Origin of the sequence: Buchnera aphidicola (Cinara confinis), assembly GCF_900128735.1 — a bacterium.
In the GTDB taxonomy this organism is placed as follows: Bacteria; Pseudomonadota; Gammaproteobacteria; order Enterobacterales; family Enterobacteriaceae; genus Buchnera_F; species Buchnera_F aphidicola_L.
Map to the genome: position 1 here is coordinate 273,685 of NZ_LT667503.1, position 17,759 is coordinate 291,443.

Sequence of the window (17,759 nt, forward strand, 5' to 3'; positions counted from 1 at the left end):
ATGTTTTTAATTGATACTCATTGCCATATTCATAATCTAAATTATAAAACTCTTCATAAAAATATTGAATCTGTCTTAGAAGAATCAGAAAAAAAAAATATAAAAAGATTTTTAGCGGTTTCTACTTCTATTCAAGATTTTAAAAATCTTAAAAAATTTATTAAAAATCAAAGTAATATTTTTTTATCTTGCGGATTACATCCAAATTATCAACACAAAAAATCAGATATTATAAATGTAGAAAAATTTTCTCAAAAAAATAATGTTATTGCTATTGGTGAAACAGGGTTAGATTTTTATCGATCTTCAAAAAAAAAAAAACAAATTGAATTATTTAAAAAACATATATATATATCAAAAAAATTAAAAAAACCTATTATTGTACATAGCCGTTATTCCAAAAAAGAAACAATTGATGCACTTTATTCAGATTGTAAACAAGAAATATCTGGAATATTACATTCTTTTAATGAAGATATAGAAATGGCTAGAAAACTACTAGATCTAGGTTTTTATATATCTTTTTCTGGTATTATAACCTTTAAGAACGCAGATTATTTAAGGAAAATATTAAATTTTATTCCTATAAATCGTCTTTTAATAGAAACTGATTCACCCTATTTATCCCCGGAGCCAGTAAGAAATAAAGAAAATCAACCATCTTTTTTAATTTATATAGCAAAATATATTGCTAAGTATATTAAAATGGACTTTTTGAGTTTTACTTCGGTTCTTCAAAAAAATTTTTTTACATTATTTAAGCTAAAAAATAAAATTAATTAAAATGATTTTCAAAAAAAAAGGAAAAAATTTAAAATTATGAATCAAGATAATATTTTTCAAAAGATAATTAATAAAAAAATAAAATCAGAATTAATTTATCAAGATCAATATGTTACAGCATTTAAAGATTTATTTCCAAAAGCACCTATACATATTTTAGTCGTTCCAAATATTCTAATCACATCTTTAGATGAAATTAATCAAAAAAATAAAAAAATACTTATGTACATGTATTATGCAGCTATTAAAATTACAAGAATGGTAAAAATTAATATAAGTGGATATAGATTAATTATGAATTGCAATCCTGATTCAGGTCAAGAAATTCAACATATACACCTTCATATACTCGGTGGTCAATATCTAGGCCCGATACTATCAAAAATATAGTATCAAAATAAAAAATCCGGAATATTCATTTTTTCTATAATATAAATTATATTAAATAAAAGGATTGTTAATATTTTTGTATAATAATAAAATTTATAATTTTTTATAAAAATTAACCATTATTATATTAATAAAATTAAAATGTTTATTTTACTAATTGTAAAAATTTTACTTAAAAATACATAAAGGAAAATATTTGAAGATTCTGGTTTAATATTAAATTTTATTGATCTAAAGAAATTTAATTTTTTATCAGTTTCATCTTTATTTTATTGAGATTATTTTTTGAAAATAATTTCTCTAAAAAAAATTTTTATTTAAATAATACCTTTATATAATATATCGTAGTATACGTACGTATGATAAAAAAATCGATTACATTACAAAATCTATCTCACATAATTATAATTTTTTATTATTTTAGGAAAAAAATATAACAATATTTATAATTAAATCATTTTATAATCAATGGTATTAATTTTTATTTAACGAAATTGTAAAAAAAACAGTCTATTATCATAAATTTATTTATATATGTACAGATACTACTATCTCGAAAATTTTATGATTAATTTATTATATTTAACATAATAATCATAGTTATAAAAAAATTATCTCTCTTACTATTTTGAAAAATGGTAAAAAAATATTTTTTTAATATATTTTATATATCTAATACGATTAAAAGTCAGCATTTTTTGCAGTTCTGGGAAAAGGTATTGCTTCACGAATATTTTTAATTCCTGTAATATACATAACTAATCGTTCAAAACCTAAACCAAAACCAGCATGTGGAACCGTTCCATATTTTCTTAATTCTTGATACCAAATATAATCATTTTTATTTAATCCCATTTCATTTATACGTTTTTTTAATAATGGCAAACGCTCTTCACGTTCGGACCCGCCAATAATTTCACCGACTAACGGGATCAATACATCAATTGCCGATACTGTTCTATTATCTGAATTAATACGCATATAAAATGCTTTCAAAGATTTTGGATAATTACGTATTATAATAGGCCTTTTAAAATATTTTTCAACCAAATATTTTTCTTGAAGAATTGATAAATCATTACCCCACAATATTTCTTCTTTTATTTTATAAGAATTTTTTAATAAAATTTTAATCGCGTCACTATAATTAATATTAATAAAAGGAATATTAATAAAATTATTTAAACGTGATAAAATATTTGAATCAAGATTGTTTTGTAAAAACAAAAGATCAACTAGACTATTTTTTAAGACGGTAGATATAATATACTTTAATAGTTTTTCGGAGAATTTAGAAATGTCATCTATATTAGCAAAAGCAGTTTCAACTTCTAACATCCAAAATTCTGCTAAATGTCTTTTTGTATTTGAATTTTCTGCACGAAAAGTAGGTCCAAAAGAGTAAACTTTGGATAAAGCACAAGCATATGCTTCTAAAGTTAATTGCCCGGAAACCGTTAAAAATACTTTTTTATTAAAAAATTCTTTTTTTATATCATTACTAAATAATTTTTTATCTTGAATATTTTGCGCTTCTAACATCGAAACCTTAAACATTGATCCCGCGCCTTCGGTATTAATGCTTGTAATAATCGGGGTAGAAATCCAAAAATACTGTTTTTTATATAAAAAATTATGTGCTGCATGAAAAGCAACATTTCTAATTCTTGTAATAGCTCCAAATAAATTAGTTCTAGAACGCAAATGACAAAAGTTTCTCATATATTCCATAGTATGTTTCTTTGCAGACATAGGATATAATGCAGGATTTTCTATCCATCCTAATGCTATAATCTTTTTAGCAAAAATTTCATATTTTTGTAATTTTCCACGAGAGTATTGTAAAACTCCTTGCACTTTTACTGAACATCCAATAGTTAATTTCAAAATTTCAGTATAGTAATTATCTAACGAATTTTTTACAATGATTTGAATAATATTATGACAAGAACCGTCATAAACACTTAAAAAGGAAATTCCTTTTTTAGAATCTCTTCTACTACGTACCCATCCATTAATAGTAATATTTTTATTGATATATGAATCAGTTAAAAAAATATCATATATAGATAAAACAGACATGATTTTTCTCCTATAAAATTTTTATATATACTGGTCAAAATAGAGATTTTCATATTTTTTTTAGAAGTATTTTTATTAAAACATTAAAAATAAAATTTTATAATAAGGCTTTTAAACTATAATATAGTGATATTAGATATAGTCAATTTAAAAAATAATATTATTGTTGAAAAAATAATATTTAAAAAATAAAATTAAATAATATAAAAATAAAAAAAATAAATTCTTGATAAAAATAAAAAAAATATTTTTTTTTATACTTAAAGTATTATATTATACTAAATATATGTCATAAAATTATTTATTAAAATAAGGATTACATAAATTAATAAATTTTTTAAAAAAAAAATAATAAAAATCATTATAAAAATATAGGATGCTAAAATGATAGTAAAAGTAAAAAACGGATATTTCAAATTATATAACCAATATCTTTTAAAAAACATAAATCTAATAATAAATCCAAAAGAAAAAATTTGTTTGCTAGGTAATAATGGAGCTGGAAAATCTACACTATTAAAAATAATTTATGAAAAAATACCATTAGATCAAGGTCTTATTGAAAAGAAAAAAAAAATTAAAATAAAATATTTATCGCAAAAATTACCCCTCAGAACCGATGAAACAATTTATCATAACATGTACAAGAACATAGAAAAAAAATCAAATTATTTATCACAGTATGATAATTTACTTCAAAATAAAAAAATAATAGAAAAACATATATATGAAAAAAAAATATTATTTTTACAATCAAAAATTAAAGAAAAAAATCTATGGCAGAAATATATAATCATTAATAAATTAATGAAAGAATTATCCTTAAAAAAATATTCTATACTATCATCTTTATCCGGTGGTAATTTACAAAAAATTTCTCTTATTAAAATTTTATCTCCTTCGTCTCATCTTTTATTACTTGACGAACCTACTAATCACCTTGATACAAAAAGTATTATCTGGTTAGAATCATATATAAAAAAATTTTCTGGTAGTGTATTATTCGTTTCTCATGACCGTTCATTTATTAACAATGTTTCAACAAATATCATTGAGTTAAATAATAAAACGTTAACTAACTGGAAAGAAAATAAATATGAAAAATTTATAAAAAAAAAAGATATCTTTATCAAAATTGAAAAAATTAAGAATAAAAAATTTAAAATTGAATTTCAAAAACAAGATAAAAAAAGCAAAAAAGGAGTTAAAGGTCGTACCAAAAGAAATATCAAACAATTAAAAAAAATTAAAGATATGCAAAATACTATAAAGCTAATGAATGATAAAAACCAATATAATAATCAATATCCAAATATTAAAAATGTATTAAATAAAACCCATCGGATAATGATTTCTATAAATAATATTCATTTAGCATATAATAATACTTGTATAATAAAAAATTTTTCTAATAAAATCTTATATGGAGAAAAAATTGCGTTAATAGGATCTAACGGCTGTGGAAAAACCTCTTTACTAAAAATACTATTAAAACAATTAAAACCAACAAAAGGCAATATAAAATACGGAAATCAAATCAAAATAGAAGAACTAGATCAAGAATATACTTTACTAAAAAAAGAAGAAACAGTCTTAGAGAATCTTTCATATGGTAAAGATAGCATTAAAATCGAGAAAAAAAATTATACAATTATTGGACTTTTAAAAAAGTTTCTTTTTTCTGAAGATCAAATACATGCTCCTGCAAAATCTTTATCCGGTGGAGAAATTAGTCGTTTATTGCTATTAAAATTATTTTTTAAACCAAGTAATATTTTAATACTTGATGAACCTACGAACCACTTAGATTTTAAAATGTTATCATTTTTAGAAAAATTTTTAATCAGTTATAACGGAACAATAATTTTTGCTAGCCATGATCGTTATTTTATTAATCAAGTATCTAACAAAATTTTATATTTTGATAAAGAAGGTAATATTCATATTCATCTTAATCAAATTAATGAATATGATAAAAAATTATCCCGTCAAAAAAAAATAGTCATGCAAAAAAAAATAGAAGATAAAAAATATAAAATTAAAAAAAGAGCTATGCGCATTAAATTAAAAAAAGAATTACAAAACATATTTAAAGATATTAATATCATAGAAAATAATATTAAAAAGATAAATCAAGAAATAAACCATTGTGATTTTTATCATCATGATCAAAAATATATTAAAATAGTCTATCAAAAATTAAATAAAGAAAAAAAGAAATTAAAAAAAACCTTTAAAAATTGGGAAAAATTAGAAAAAGAAAAAAAATAAAAAAAATTTTCTTGAATATTAACATTAATATTTTATTATATTAAAAAAGAAGATTTCATATTAAAGTATAGAATTTTTTATTAATATTATGAAAAATTTAAACAACGTTTAGAACAATACGATTTCAGTTTTCTAGAACATTTTTCACATTGAATAAATAAACGATGACATACATTATTTAAACAATTAATATGCATACTATCTGTTATATTTTGACAATTTTTGCAAATAGAAACAACATCATTAGTTATGCGTTCTGCCATGCGTGAATCAAAAACAAATAATTTTCCTTTAAAATACATTGGTAAATTATAAGTTTTCGTTTGATTAATATAACTTAAGATACCTCCATAAATTTGATAAATATTTTTAAACTTATATTTTTTTAATAATGCGGCAGCTTTTTCACAACGTATTCCACCTGTACAATACAAAACAATTTTTTTATTTTGGTATAGTCTTAAAAAAATTGGTAATTTATCTAACTGTTCACGAAATGTATTAGAAGGTATCTCTAAAGAACGATGAAAATGCCCAATTTCATATTCATAATGGTTACGTATATCTACAAATATTGTATTTTTATCAAAAAAACATTTATTTACTTGAAATGCATTTAAATAATTTTTAAATGAATCTGTTAAAATAGGTATGTCATGAATATTGTTAGCAACAAGCTGTTTTCGTATTTTAATTTGTAGTTTCCAAAACGCCATACTTCGATTGACAATCGAATAATTAATACAGATATTCTTTAAATGAATATTAAGATTTTTAAAAAAATAAATAACATTCTTCATGTAAATATCTGGCGTACTAATTTGTACATTGATTCCTTCTGTTGCTATATAAATTCTCCCAAGTACATCATATTTTTTTAATTCTATTTTAATAAAATCTAACAATATTATCGGATTATGTATCTTAAAATATTTATATAATGATATAATCGTACGTTTTGTATAATCATGTTGATAAATAATTTTTAATATTTTATTAGAAATAATTTTTTTTTTTCTTAACATGAATTTATCCTTATTTACTGAAAAATAAAAAATATAAGCATATAAAATGATTATTAAATTTTTATTAAGATCTTTTGCAAATTTATTTTTTTTGGTACAATAAAAATTTTTTTTGTTTTTTTAAGATATTATAAATAATAGAGTTTTTTTGTAATCTTCTTTTTTGTTCAAAAACAATATTTTCCGGAGCATTTTTAAGAAAATTTTTATTTTTTACTTTTTCCATTATTCCCTTAATCAAAACTCGAGTTTCTAAAATCTTTTTCTGTAATCGCAATAATTCTATCTTAATATTCACAGTACTAGAAATTGGAATAAATAATTCAGTATCATCAATAATTCTGAAAAGTGAGGAAGACTTTTGGTGATATTTAATAATGATTAAAATTTTCTTTAAGTAAAGAATTTTTTTTAAAAAATGGTAATTCTCTTCTATAAAAATCTTTTTAAACATCGAAAAACATTTTACATATAATGGTAATGTAAAATTATATTGCACACCAATATCAACCCGTATAACTCGCAATACTGATATTAATTTTTGTATCCATGTAACAAATTGCAATAAATAAAGAGGAAAGGCATTATTTTCATACATAGGAAAAGAATTTAAAACAATTGGTTGTACAGGAATATTATATAACTCATTAAAATTTTTCCACAACATATCTGTAATAAAAGGCATAATAGGATGTAATAAATGTATTATTGAGCAAAAAATAAAAGATAAAATATATTGAACTGATTCTTTTTCCTTTCTTAAACCAGTACGTAAAATCGGTTTAATAGTTTCTAGATAAAAATCACAAAAATCATGCCATACAAAATGATAAAGAATAGAAATTAATTTATCAAAACGATAAATTTTAAAAAAAATATGATACTGTTTAAGTAATATATTATATTTTAATAATATCCATTGATCTAAAAAAGAATTTTGTAAATTATTTTCTTCAACCTTTTTTGAAATATTTAAAAATATAAATCGGCTAACATTCCATATTTTATTACAAAAATATTTATATCCTTTGATTCGATTCATATCCCAATTTATACTTCGACTAGTAGAAGTTAATGATAAAAACGTTAATCTCAACGCATCAGTACCGTATGCTTCAATTCCATTAGGAAATTGTTTAGTGGTATGAAATACTATTTGAGAAGATAATTTCGGTTTAACTAAATTTTTATTTCTTTTATCAATTAATTGTGATAACGTAATACCATCTATTAAATCTAATGGATCTAATGTATTACCTTTAGATTTCGACATCTTTTTTCCGTCTTCATCTTTAATTAATCCTGTAATATATATTGCTTTAAATGGAACTTGTTCAATACCATAAACTTTTTTCATTACATATGTTGTAATCATAATCATTCGAGCAATCCAAAAAAATATAATATCAAATCCAGATACTAATACGTTAGTAGGATGAAAATATTTTAATTTTTTAGTCTCAGTTGGCCAACCTAATCCAGCAAACGTCCATAAGCTAGAAGAAAACCAGGTATCTAAAACATCTGAATCTTGCTCTAAAAGAATATGATCTGGAATCTTATACTCTTTTCTTATAGACTTTTCATTATATCCGGTATACATATTATTATTCGAATGATCATACCAAATAGGTATTTGATGTCCCCACCATATTTGACGTGAAATACACCAATCTTCAATATTATTCATCCAAGAAAAATACATGTTTCGATATTGTTTAGATATAAATAAAATTTTTTTTTCCTTAATTACTCTAATAGCAGTTTTTGCTAATGATTGAACGCGTAAATACCATTGATTTGTTAACATCGGCTCTAAAACCATTCCGCTACGGTCTCCATGCGGGATGGAACTTTGACATGATTCATTTTTTTCTATAAAAGATATACTATCTAATAAAAAAATCGTTTTTTTCCTAGCTTTGAATCTATCTATATTTCTTAATATGTTAGGAATATCGATTTTTTCTTCATTTATTTTTTCTCCTTTATAATCAAAATATTCTAACTGAGATAATATTTTTCCTTCTGATGTAAAAATATTAATCATAGGTAATTTATGAGTAATTGCTATATGATAATCATGAAAGTCATGAGCCGGAGTTACCTTCATACATCCTGTCCCTTTATTGGAATCAATCTGATTATCTGCTATTATAGGAATTACCCGACCTATAAGAGGTACTGAAACATATTGACCGATATACTTCTTATATCGAACATCATCCGGATGAACAGCCAGTGCAGTATCTCCAAGAAAAGTTTCTGGACGTGTAGTCGATACAATTAAATACATATTCTTTTGTTTTTTTGTATTTTTTTTAAAAATCAATGGATATTTTATATACCACATAGTATTAGGTAATATTCGATGCTCTACCTCTAAATCAGATATTACTGTTTTCAAATATGGATCCCAATATACTAATTTTTTTCTCTTATAAATATAACCGTCTTTATATAACATAATAAAAACTTTTTTTACTGCTTTAGAAAAATTTTTATCTAGAGTAAACTTAGAATCATGAAAATTAATAAAATTACCTAAACGTTGAACTTGATATAAAATATTAGATTCAAATTTTTTTTTCCAATTTAAAGTTTCTTTTATAAATTCTTTTCTAGAATACGTACCTTTTTTCTTTCCTTTTTTTTCTCGTAAATAATTTTCAACTACAATTTGTGTTGCAATTCCTGCATGATCAGTACCCATTTGAAACAAAACATTTTTACCTAACATATGATTATATCTAATCAATGAATCCATAATAGCTTGTTGAAAAGCATGTCCCATATGTAAAGATCCAGTAATATTAGGCGGTGGCATCATAATACAAAAACTTTTTTTACTAATATTAATCTTCTTTTTAACAATATTTTTTTTATTCCACCACTTTTTAATATATTTTTCTATTCTATTAGGGTTATATATTTTTTTCATAATTATTTCGTTATATAGTTGTAATTTAAAAAATTTATATTAATATAAACTATGCCAAAAGATAAAAAAAATCAATTTTATTCTTTATCTATATAATCAATATATATTTTTAAATAAAAAATTTTTATTTATTTAACAAATATTCACATAATAGTTTATTCGGCCTTCCTGTGGCACCCTTCATTTTAGAAGATGACCATGCTGTACCTGCTATATCTAAATGAGCCCACAAATCGTTGTTAACAAATTTTGATAAAAAACAAGCAGCCACACTAGCTCCAGCTAATCCTTTATCGGAATTATTCAAATCTGCAACAGAAGATTGCAAGTCTTTACTATAATTTGTATGCAAAGGTAAACGCCATACTAAATCATTACTTATTTTACCTGCATTAATTAAATCTTGAGCTAATTGTTCATTATTACTCATTAATCCTGTATAAATTTCTCCTAAAGCGACAGTACAAGCGCCGGTCAATGTAGCAATATCAATAATAATTCCAGGATTAAATCTATTTGAATAAGTTAAAACATCACATAGAATTAATCTTCCTTCCGCATCAGTATTTAATATCTCTATTTTTTTTCCGGACATAGAAGTAATTATATCACCGGGACGATAGGAATTTTGTCCTATCATATTATCGCATCCCGCCAGAATACCAATTACATTAATAGGTAATTGTAATTCAGATATAGTTGTCATAACACCATATACTGTCGCCGCTCCTGACATATCATATTTCATCTCATCCAAATTTCTTGATGGTTTAATTGATAATCCACCTGAATCAAAAGTCACCCCTTTTCCAATTAAAACAATGGGATAGCTGTTACGCTCAGGATTACCAGTATATCTAATAATAGACATAAATGGTTCGTTGTATGAACCATACGAAACAGACAAGTATGCATTCATCTTTAATTTTTCCATTTCTCTTTTACTGATAATATTTGTATTTAATAAATTTGGATATTCTAACTGTAGACTTTTTGACTTTTCTGATAAATACTTAGCATTACAAATATTCGAAGGCATATTACATAAATTTTTAGTTCTTATAATTCCTTTAAAAATAGCGTCAACATGCTTAATAGCTAATTTTATTATCGCTAATTTTTTTATATTTTCTATATATAAGAAAAAATATCGCTGATCATCTGGATTTTCATGCAAAAATTTAAAATTTTTAAATTCATAAAAATTTAAAAATTCTTTGGATATTTCAACAAAAAATCTTACTTTTCGATACATATTTAAATGTAAAACATTATAATTTATTAACGAACATAATATATATTTTGCACGAATACTGACTAAATTTTTAATACATGCTTTAATTATCTTTTTATAATGACTTTCACTTAAGTTAATATTTTTTCCACATCCTATTAATAAAATTCTTTTTTTTGTCATAGTAGGAACATTATATAAAACTAAAGTTTGTCCTATCTGACCTTGAAAATCACCATATTTCATTATTTTTGAAATATAAATTTTAACTTGATCACTAATAAAATTTGGTAAATAAGAAAAAGGATTTAATTCAAAAATACCTAAAACAATACAGTCAATTAATTTATCAGGCTCATAATTAACAAAAACAGAAAAATTCATAAATTCTACCTAACCTATAAAAAAAAATAAAAAAAGTTCACAAATAAATATTTATTATCTAATAAAAATTTTTCTTATTAAAAATATTAGAAAAAATAAAATTTTTTTAATATAATAGATATTATACAATATTTGCAGGATATATAAAATCATGTTTTTAATAAGAGATATCTAAAAAAATTAATTTTTATTGATTATTTTAAATGATAACAAATTTTGTAATATATGTATATTTTTGATATAATAAACAATAATATTTAAAGAAATTCATAGCATTTATAAAAAAATTAGAGTTATTTTATGAAAACACTATATAAAAAAAATTTTTTAAAATTTTCAGATTTTACAAAAAAAGAAATTACATTTTTAATTAATTATTCACTGGATTTAAAAAAACAAAAAAAAGAAAAAAAAGAAATTCAATATTTAAAAAAAAAAAATATTGCATTAATTTTTGAAAAACAATCTACAAGAACTCGTTGTGCATTTGAAATTGCAGCGCATGATCAAGGAGCTTATACAACATATCTCAATTCACAAGATACACATTTTGGATATAAAGAATCCATTGCAGATACAGCAAAAGTCTTAGGTTGTATGTACGACGGAATCCAATTCCGCGGTTATCATGATCATACCTTAAATCTCTTAGCAAAATATTCAAAAATTCCGGTTTGGAACGGTTTAACAAATAATTTCCATCCTACACAATTATTAGCTGATCTTGTCACAATTCAAGAAACTTATCCAAATATTTCATTAAAAAAGATTAAAATCGCTTACGTAGGAGATGCAAAAAATAATATAGCTCATACTTTATTAGAAGCAGCAAAAACTATAGGTTTTAAATTAAATATTGTATCTCCAAAACTATATTGGCCCGATAACAATATATATGATACTAATCAAAAAAAAATAAAAAAAAACAAAATTATGTTTACTGAGAATATCAAAAAAGGAGTGAAAAATATTGATTTTATTTACACAGATACATGGGTTTCTATGGGAGATAAAATGACCTGTTGGAAAGAAAAGATCACAAATTTAAAAAAATATCAAGTAAATCAAAAAATGCTGGATCTAACAAATAATCAGAATGTAAAAATATTACACTGTCTTCCTGCATTACATGATAATAAATCTAAAATAAGCTCAGAAATACATAAAAAATATAATTTTTCTTCTGGAATTGAAATTTCACATGATGTTTTTTCTTCAAAAAATAATTTAAGTTTTCAACAATCTCTAAATAAAATACATTCTATTAAAGCATTATTAATCGCAACGTTATCCAAAAATCATCCATTTTTTATATAAAAAAATATTATAAATGATTTATATACTTTCATATTAACGGAAAATTCACCAAAAATCTTTTAAAAAAGATATAACATAATGAAAAATTTAAGTACATCAAATAAAAAAATAAAGATATATGGTCCATATACTCCCGCTATAAGATCAGGAAATTTTCTTTTTTTATCCGGTCAAATTCCTATAAATAAAAAAAATGGGGAAATACCTGAAAAAATATCAGAACAAACTCAATTATCCTTAAAAAATATTTTATATATCTTAAAAGAACATCACTTATGCATTAAAAATATAATTAAAATAACTATTTTCACTACAGAATTAAAAAAATTAGATGCGATTAATCAAACTTACTCGAATTTTTTTAAGAAATATACAAAAATATATCCTGCTAGATCATGTATTGGGGTCTTAGTGTTACCAAGAAATGTATCAATAGAAATCGAAGCTATAGCATCGTATATATAAAAAAATATAAAATATATGCCACATCGTGGCATAATGTTTTAAAAATTTATTAATTTTACTTTTTTAAAAAATTTAATAAAGTTTTATTAATTATTAAAAATTAATGATATATATATTTTAATAAATATATTTATAAAAAAATTTAATTCTTTTTAAATTTATTTGCTTTTAAATTGCTTCCTACTCGACGAGTATATACTTTTCTTGGATTATTCAATTTAATATAATTAATACGCTTAATACCCATCCGTTTATTTAATATACGAGTGCGAGACAAATGATTTAACAAACTATTTGAAATATTTTTAGGTAATTCAACAATAGAATAATCCGAATAAAGTCTAATATTTCCAATTTTTTGACTACTAATATTTCCTTCATTAGCAATTGCGCCTACAATATGTCGTGCTTCGATTCCATCATTTTTACCTATTTCAATACGAAAAACCTGAGTAATTCCATCTTTTTTATGAAATTCTTTTATCATTGAACGCGATCGACGATCTAATGTTGTAGTGTTTTTTTTACGATGACCGGCATACATAAAAGAAGGATTATGATTTCTTAAAGAAGATAATATTTTTTTATCAGGCTCTACGATTAAAGGTCTTTCGCCTTGAGCTAATTTTAATAATGCAGCGGATAATTTTTCAAAATTTAACGGTACTTTTAATTTTAATTTTGGTAATAATAAACGATATTTTTCTAAATCAGAACTGTCAAGTTCTCTTTGTATTTTTTCAGAAAATTTTTGAAGTCTCCGTTGACTCAATACTTCACTTTTTGGTAAAATGACTTCGGGTATAATTAATTTTACAATTCTTTCAATATTACGTAATAATCTACGTTCACGATGTTCTACAAATAATAAAGCCTTTCCGGTCCGACCCGCTCGTCCTGTTCGACCTATACGATGAACATACGATTCTGCGTCCATGGGGATATCATAATTGATTACAAAACTAATTCGATCTACATCTAACCCGCGCGCCGCAACATCTGTAGCAATTAAAATATCGAGTTTTCCACTTCTTAATCTATCTAAAGTTTGTTCTCTTAACGACTGATTCATATCACCATTTAGAGCCGCACAGTTATATCCGTTTTTTTCTAAAACTTCAGCTACTTCTAAAGTAGAATTTTTAGTTTTTACAAAAATAATAGTAGCAGAAAAATCTTCCATTTCTAAAAATCGAATTAATGCTTCAGTCTTTTTTCCATAAACTAGCCAATAACTTTGTTGAATATTTGGTCTGGTAATTCCCGTTGATTGAATTTTTATTTCTATCGGTTTAACCATAAAACGTTTTGAAATTCTACGAATAATTTCAGGCATAGTAGCAGAAAATAAAGCAGTTTGATGTTTTTTAGGAATTTTAGACATAATATTTTCTACATCTTCAATAAAACCCATGCGTAACATTTCATCTGCTTCATCCAAAACAAGACTTTTTAAATGTGTTAAACTTAATGTGCCTCTTTTTAAATGATCCAACAACCGACCTGGTGTACCCACTACAATTTGAGGTCCTTGACGTAATAATCTTAGCTGAACTTCATATTTTTGACCGCCATATAAAGGTAAAACATGAATACCATGCATATATTTGGATAATTCTGAAAATGCCTCCGCAACTTGAACAGCTAACTCACGAGTAGGAGTTAAAACTAAAATTTGTGGAAATTTTAAAACTGCTTTTATATTATGTAACAATGGTAAAGCGAATGCAGCAGTCTTACCGCTTCCTGTTTGAGCCATTCCTAATACATCTTTTCCTAATAATAAGTGAGGAATACAAGCAGACTGAATCGGAGATGGCTTTTGATACTCTAAATCATCTAAAGATTTTAATAGTAGAGAATTTAAACCAAATATTGAAAATGAATTATGAATTTGAGTCATGTAGTACGTAAGCCTCTTATATAACTATGGCCAGTAAACTACATAACTCGCGATAAAAATTTATATTTATCTTCATTAGAAAGTATAAACCGGCTGAAATTGGATTTATATAAATATTTTTAAAAAATAATTTATTTTTTTGTTATAAAAAATATTTAATATTAGAATGTTATGTTTTTATAAAACTTTATAATAAAAATTCATTATACAACAAAATAGTTTAGGAAGATAGTATTTCTAAAGCCTATTCTAAAAAAATATACCCTCAACTATCTTTCTTCCTTAAAATATCCCGGTAACTATATTTATAAAATTAATTTTCTTTTATGTCCTTCATACTTAAACGTAATCTTCCTTGTCTATCAATTTCTAAAACTTTTACCAAAATAATTTGGTCTAATTTAAGGTGATCAATCACTTTTAAAACTCTTTTTTTAGAAATTTGCGAAATATGTATTAAACCTTCTTTACCTAAACCAATAGAAACAAATGCACCAAATTCTAAAATTCGAACTACTTTTCCCGAATATATTTTACCTACTTTAACTTCGGCAGTAATTTCTTCAATACGACGAATAGCATGTTTTGCTTTTTCTTCAATAGTAGCAGATATTTTTACTGTACCGTCATCTTTTATTTCAATAATCGTTCCTGTTTCTTCAGTTAACATACGTATCACTGAACCGCCTTTTCCTATAACATCTTTTATTTTTTCCGGGCTAATTTTAATTGTATGTATTCTTGGCGCGAATCTTGAAATTTCTTTTCTTGGAATTTTTATTAAATGCGCCATAATATCTAAAATTTTTAGTCTAGCTAATTTTGCTTGATTTAATGAATCTTCTATTATTTTAAAATTAACACCGGAAATTTTTATATCCATTTGTAACGCTGTAATACCTAACCTACTACCGGCCACTTTAAAATCCATATCACCTAAATAATCTTCATCTCCTAAAATATCAGATAAAATAACATATGAATGATCATCTTTAATTAAACCCATAGCAATACCAGCAATAGAATATTTAATCGGAACACCAGCATCCATTAATGCTAATGAACCTCCGCAAACCGATGCCATTGATGATGAACCATTAGATTCTGTGATTTCAGAAACTAAACGAACAGTATACGGAAATTCTTCAATGGTGGGCATAACAGCTAATAAACTCCTTTTTGCTAATTTACCATGACCTATTTCTCTTCTTTTAGGTGAACCTACAACACCTATTTCTCCAACAGCATATGGTGGAAAATTATAATGAAATAAGAAATTATCTGTACGATCCCCCAATAAATCATCTAAATTTTGAGCATCACGTGATGTTCCTAATGTTACAGATACTAAAGCTTGCGTTTCTCCTCTAGTAAATAAAGAAGAACCATGAGCTCGCGATAAAATTCCTGTTCGTACATCAATCGGACGTATTTCATCATACATACGACCATCAATTCTAACGTGACCATTTAATAAACGATGGCGTATTATATTTCTTTCTAATAAATATAAATTTTCTTCAATTTGATTCTGACTAAAATTTACATTCTGTGATAAAAAATTTTCAATAAATTTTTTCTTAATTTTATTTAATTTTTTTTGTCTTTCTTTTTTGCTAAAAACTCGGTAAGCCTTATCAATTTTTGATTTTACACTATCTGAAACTAATTGATATAATTCAATATTTTTTTTTAAAGAATGAAACTGAGTATTAGGAATTTTATTAGATTTTTCAGAAAATATAAGGATATTTTTAATTAATTTTTTTTGCTTTTCATGTCCATATAAAATACCATTTAATATTTCTTGTTCAGATAATATATGAGCTTCAGCTTCTACCATAAGAATTGATTCTTGTGTTCCTGAGACAACCAAATCTAATAAACTTTTCTTAATAAAGTCAGTCGTAGGATTTAAGAAATATTGATTATTCAAATAACCTACTCGAGCAGCTCCTATAGGACCCAAAAAAGGTAGACCAGATAAACAAAGAGCTGAGGAAACACCTATTATAGAAATAATATCTGGATTAACTTGTGGATTAACAGAAATAACAGTCACAATAATTTGAACTTCATTTAAAAAATCTTTTGAAAAGAGTGGTCTGACAGGACGGTCTATTAATCGTGAAACTAATATTTCATTTTCACTGGGTCTACCTTCTCTTCGGAAAAAGCCTCCCGGAATTCGTCCAACAGAATAAGCGCGTTCTTGATAATTAACAACCAAAGGAAAAAATTTTTGTCCTTCTAAAACGTTATCTTCACTCACTATTGTTACTAATACCGAAGTATCATCCATACTCGCTAAAACAGATGCTGTAGCCTGTCTAGCAATTAAACCTGTTTCTAATGTAATAATATTTTGACCGTATTGAAATTTATGAATGATAGGGTTTAACAAAATTATATCCTTAATATAAAACTTGATAGATTAAAATCATATCTTCTTTACAAAAAAATAGTATTTATCTAATAATATCTTTTTTAAAAAAAATAAAAAAGATTTTACATATTTTAATTATATAAACTTTGAAATGTATCTAAGAAAAGAAAAGAGCTAAAACAGCCCTTTTCTGTACATAGAGAAATTACTTGATAATAAAAATAATTATACTGAATTCTCTAATAACGTAAACCGAGCTGTTGAATTAAATCAACATAATTTTGACGTTTTTTAGATTTTATATAATTTAATAATTTTCGACGACGGGAAACCATATTTAATAATCCTCTTCGGCCACAATGATCCTTTTTATGAACTGAAAAATGCTTTTGTAAATAATTTATTTTTTCAGTTAAAAAGATTATTTGAATTTCAGAACCCCCAGTATTTTTATCATTTTCTCTATATTTTTTAATTATCTCTTTATTTTTTAACGTTAGTAATAACATAAAAACCTCATATTTTTATAACATAAAAATGTTAATTTCATAAAAAAATAATAATTATTATAATATCAT

Annotated in this window: 12 protein-coding genes; 5 read left to right on the forward strand and 7 right to left on the reverse strand. The window is 23.9% G+C overall.

All coding sequences use genetic code 11. The features are described from left to right. Positions 1-783: a TatD family hydrolase gene (locus APCICONF2801_RS01170; RefSeq protein ID WP_075431981.1), complete on the forward strand. Its 783-nt coding sequence runs from the start codon at positions 1-3 to the stop codon at positions 781-783. A gap of 36 nt (positions 784-819) precedes the next feature. Continuing rightward, on the forward strand, positions 820-1,173 hold the full coding sequence (locus APCICONF2801_RS01175) for an HIT domain-containing protein (RefSeq protein WP_075431983.1): 354 nt from the start codon (positions 820-822) through the stop codon (positions 1,171-1,173). Between the two features lie 681 nt (positions 1,174-1,854). On the opposite strand, the gene asnS is transcribed toward APCICONF2801_RS01175, so the two are convergent. Next, positions 1,855-3,255 (reverse strand): asparagine--tRNA ligase, encoded by a 1,401-nt coding sequence (gene asnS / locus APCICONF2801_RS01180; protein WP_075431984.1) that lies wholly within the window; start codon positions 3,253-3,255, stop codon positions 1,855-1,857. Between the two features lie 384 nt (positions 3,256-3,639). Here asnS and APCICONF2801_RS01185 point away from each other — a divergent pair, with 384 nt between their 5' ends. Beyond that, positions 3,640-5,526: an ABC-F family ATP-binding cassette domain-containing protein gene (locus tag APCICONF2801_RS01185; protein ID WP_075431986.1), complete on the forward strand. Its 1,887-nt coding sequence runs from the start codon at positions 3,640-3,642 to the stop codon at positions 5,524-5,526. A gap of 86 nt (positions 5,527-5,612) precedes the next feature. On the opposite strand, the gene APCICONF2801_RS01190 is transcribed toward APCICONF2801_RS01185, so the two are convergent. The 3 genes from APCICONF2801_RS01190 to APCICONF2801_RS01200 form a co-directional block, all read right to left on the reverse strand. Beyond that, entirely contained in the window at positions 5,613-6,551 is a 939-nt protein-coding gene (locus APCICONF2801_RS01190) for a rhodanese-related sulfurtransferase (RefSeq protein ID WP_075431987.1), read from the reverse strand. A gap of 82 nt (positions 6,552-6,633) precedes the next feature. Beyond that, on the reverse strand, positions 6,634-9,492 hold the full coding sequence (locus APCICONF2801_RS01195) for a valine--tRNA ligase (protein ID WP_075431988.1): 2,859 nt from the start codon (positions 9,490-9,492) through the stop codon (positions 6,634-6,636). 124 nt (positions 9,493-9,616) lie between these two features. Next, positions 9,617-11,110, reverse strand: coding sequence for a leucyl aminopeptidase (locus APCICONF2801_RS01200; RefSeq protein ID WP_075431990.1), 1,494 nt, complete (start codon positions 11,108-11,110; stop codon positions 9,617-9,619). A gap of 300 nt (positions 11,111-11,410) precedes the next feature. Here APCICONF2801_RS01200 and argF point away from each other — a divergent pair, with 300 nt between their 5' ends. Together argF and APCICONF2801_RS01210 are read left to right on the forward strand one after the other, a co-directional pair. After that, entirely contained in the window at positions 11,411-12,427 is a 1,017-nt protein-coding gene (argF, locus tag APCICONF2801_RS01205) for an ornithine carbamoyltransferase (protein ID WP_075431991.1), read from the forward strand. 78 nt (positions 12,428-12,505) lie between these two features. Then, positions 12,506-12,892 carry a RidA family protein gene (locus APCICONF2801_RS01210; protein ID WP_075431993.1) on the forward strand — a complete coding sequence of 129 codons (387 nt, stop codon included), beginning with the start codon at positions 12,506-12,508 and terminating at the stop codon, positions 12,890-12,892. A gap of 142 nt (positions 12,893-13,034) precedes the next feature. Here APCICONF2801_RS01210 and APCICONF2801_RS01215 read toward each other — a convergent pair whose 3' ends face one another. The 3 genes from APCICONF2801_RS01215 to rpsO form a co-directional block, all read right to left on the reverse strand. After that, positions 13,035-14,795 carry a DEAD/DEAH box helicase gene (locus APCICONF2801_RS01215; protein WP_075431995.1) on the reverse strand — a complete coding sequence of 587 codons (1,761 nt, stop codon included), beginning with the start codon at positions 14,793-14,795 and terminating at the stop codon, positions 13,035-13,037. 313 nt (positions 14,796-15,108) lie between these two features. Then, the gene (gene pnp, locus APCICONF2801_RS01220; RefSeq protein WP_075431998.1) at positions 15,109-17,199 is read right to left on the reverse strand and encodes a polyribonucleotide nucleotidyltransferase; all 2,091 of its coding nucleotides are present in this window, start codon (positions 17,197-17,199) and stop codon (positions 15,109-15,111) included. Positions 17,200-17,420: 221 nt separating this feature from the next. Further along, positions 17,421-17,690, reverse strand: coding sequence for a 30S ribosomal protein S15 (rpsO, locus tag APCICONF2801_RS01225; protein ID WP_075432000.1), 270 nt, complete (start codon positions 17,688-17,690; stop codon positions 17,421-17,423). Between the last annotated feature and the right edge of the window lie 69 nt (positions 17,691-17,759).

Coding starts and splice junctions, on each gene's coding strand:
- rpsO (WP_075432000.1), bottom strand. CDS start 17,690: ATGTTATTACTAACGTTAAAAAATAAAGAGATAATTAAAAAATATAGA.
- argF (WP_075431991.1), top strand. CDS start 11,411: ATGAAAACACTATATAAAAAAAATTTTTTAAAATTTTCAGATTTTACA.
- asnS (WP_075431984.1), bottom strand. CDS start 3,255: ATGTCTGTTTTATCTATATATGATATTTTTTTAACTGATTCATATATC.
- APCICONF2801_RS01195 (WP_075431988.1), bottom strand. CDS start 9,492: ATGAAAAAAATATATAACCCTAATAGAATAGAAAAATATATTAAAAAG.
- APCICONF2801_RS01200 (WP_075431990.1), bottom strand. CDS start 11,110: ATGAATTTTTCTGTTTTTGTTAATTATGAGCCTGATAAATTAATTGAC.
- APCICONF2801_RS01175 (WP_075431983.1), top strand. CDS start 820: ATGAATCAAGATAATATTTTTCAAAAGATAATTAATAAAAAAATAAAA.
- APCICONF2801_RS01190 (WP_075431987.1), bottom strand. CDS start 6,551: ATGTTAAGAAAAAAAAAAATTATTTCTAATAAAATATTAAAAATTATT.
- APCICONF2801_RS01185 (WP_075431986.1), top strand. CDS start 3,640: ATGATAGTAAAAGTAAAAAACGGATATTTCAAATTATATAACCAATAT.
- APCICONF2801_RS01170 (WP_075431981.1), top strand. CDS start 1: ATGTTTTTAATTGATACTCATTGCCATATTCATAATCTAAATTATAAA.
- APCICONF2801_RS01215 (WP_075431995.1), bottom strand. CDS start 14,795: ATGACTCAAATTCATAATTCATTTTCAATATTTGGTTTAAATTCTCTA.
- APCICONF2801_RS01210 (WP_075431993.1), top strand. CDS start 12,506: ATGAAAAATTTAAGTACATCAAATAAAAAAATAAAGATATATGGTCCA.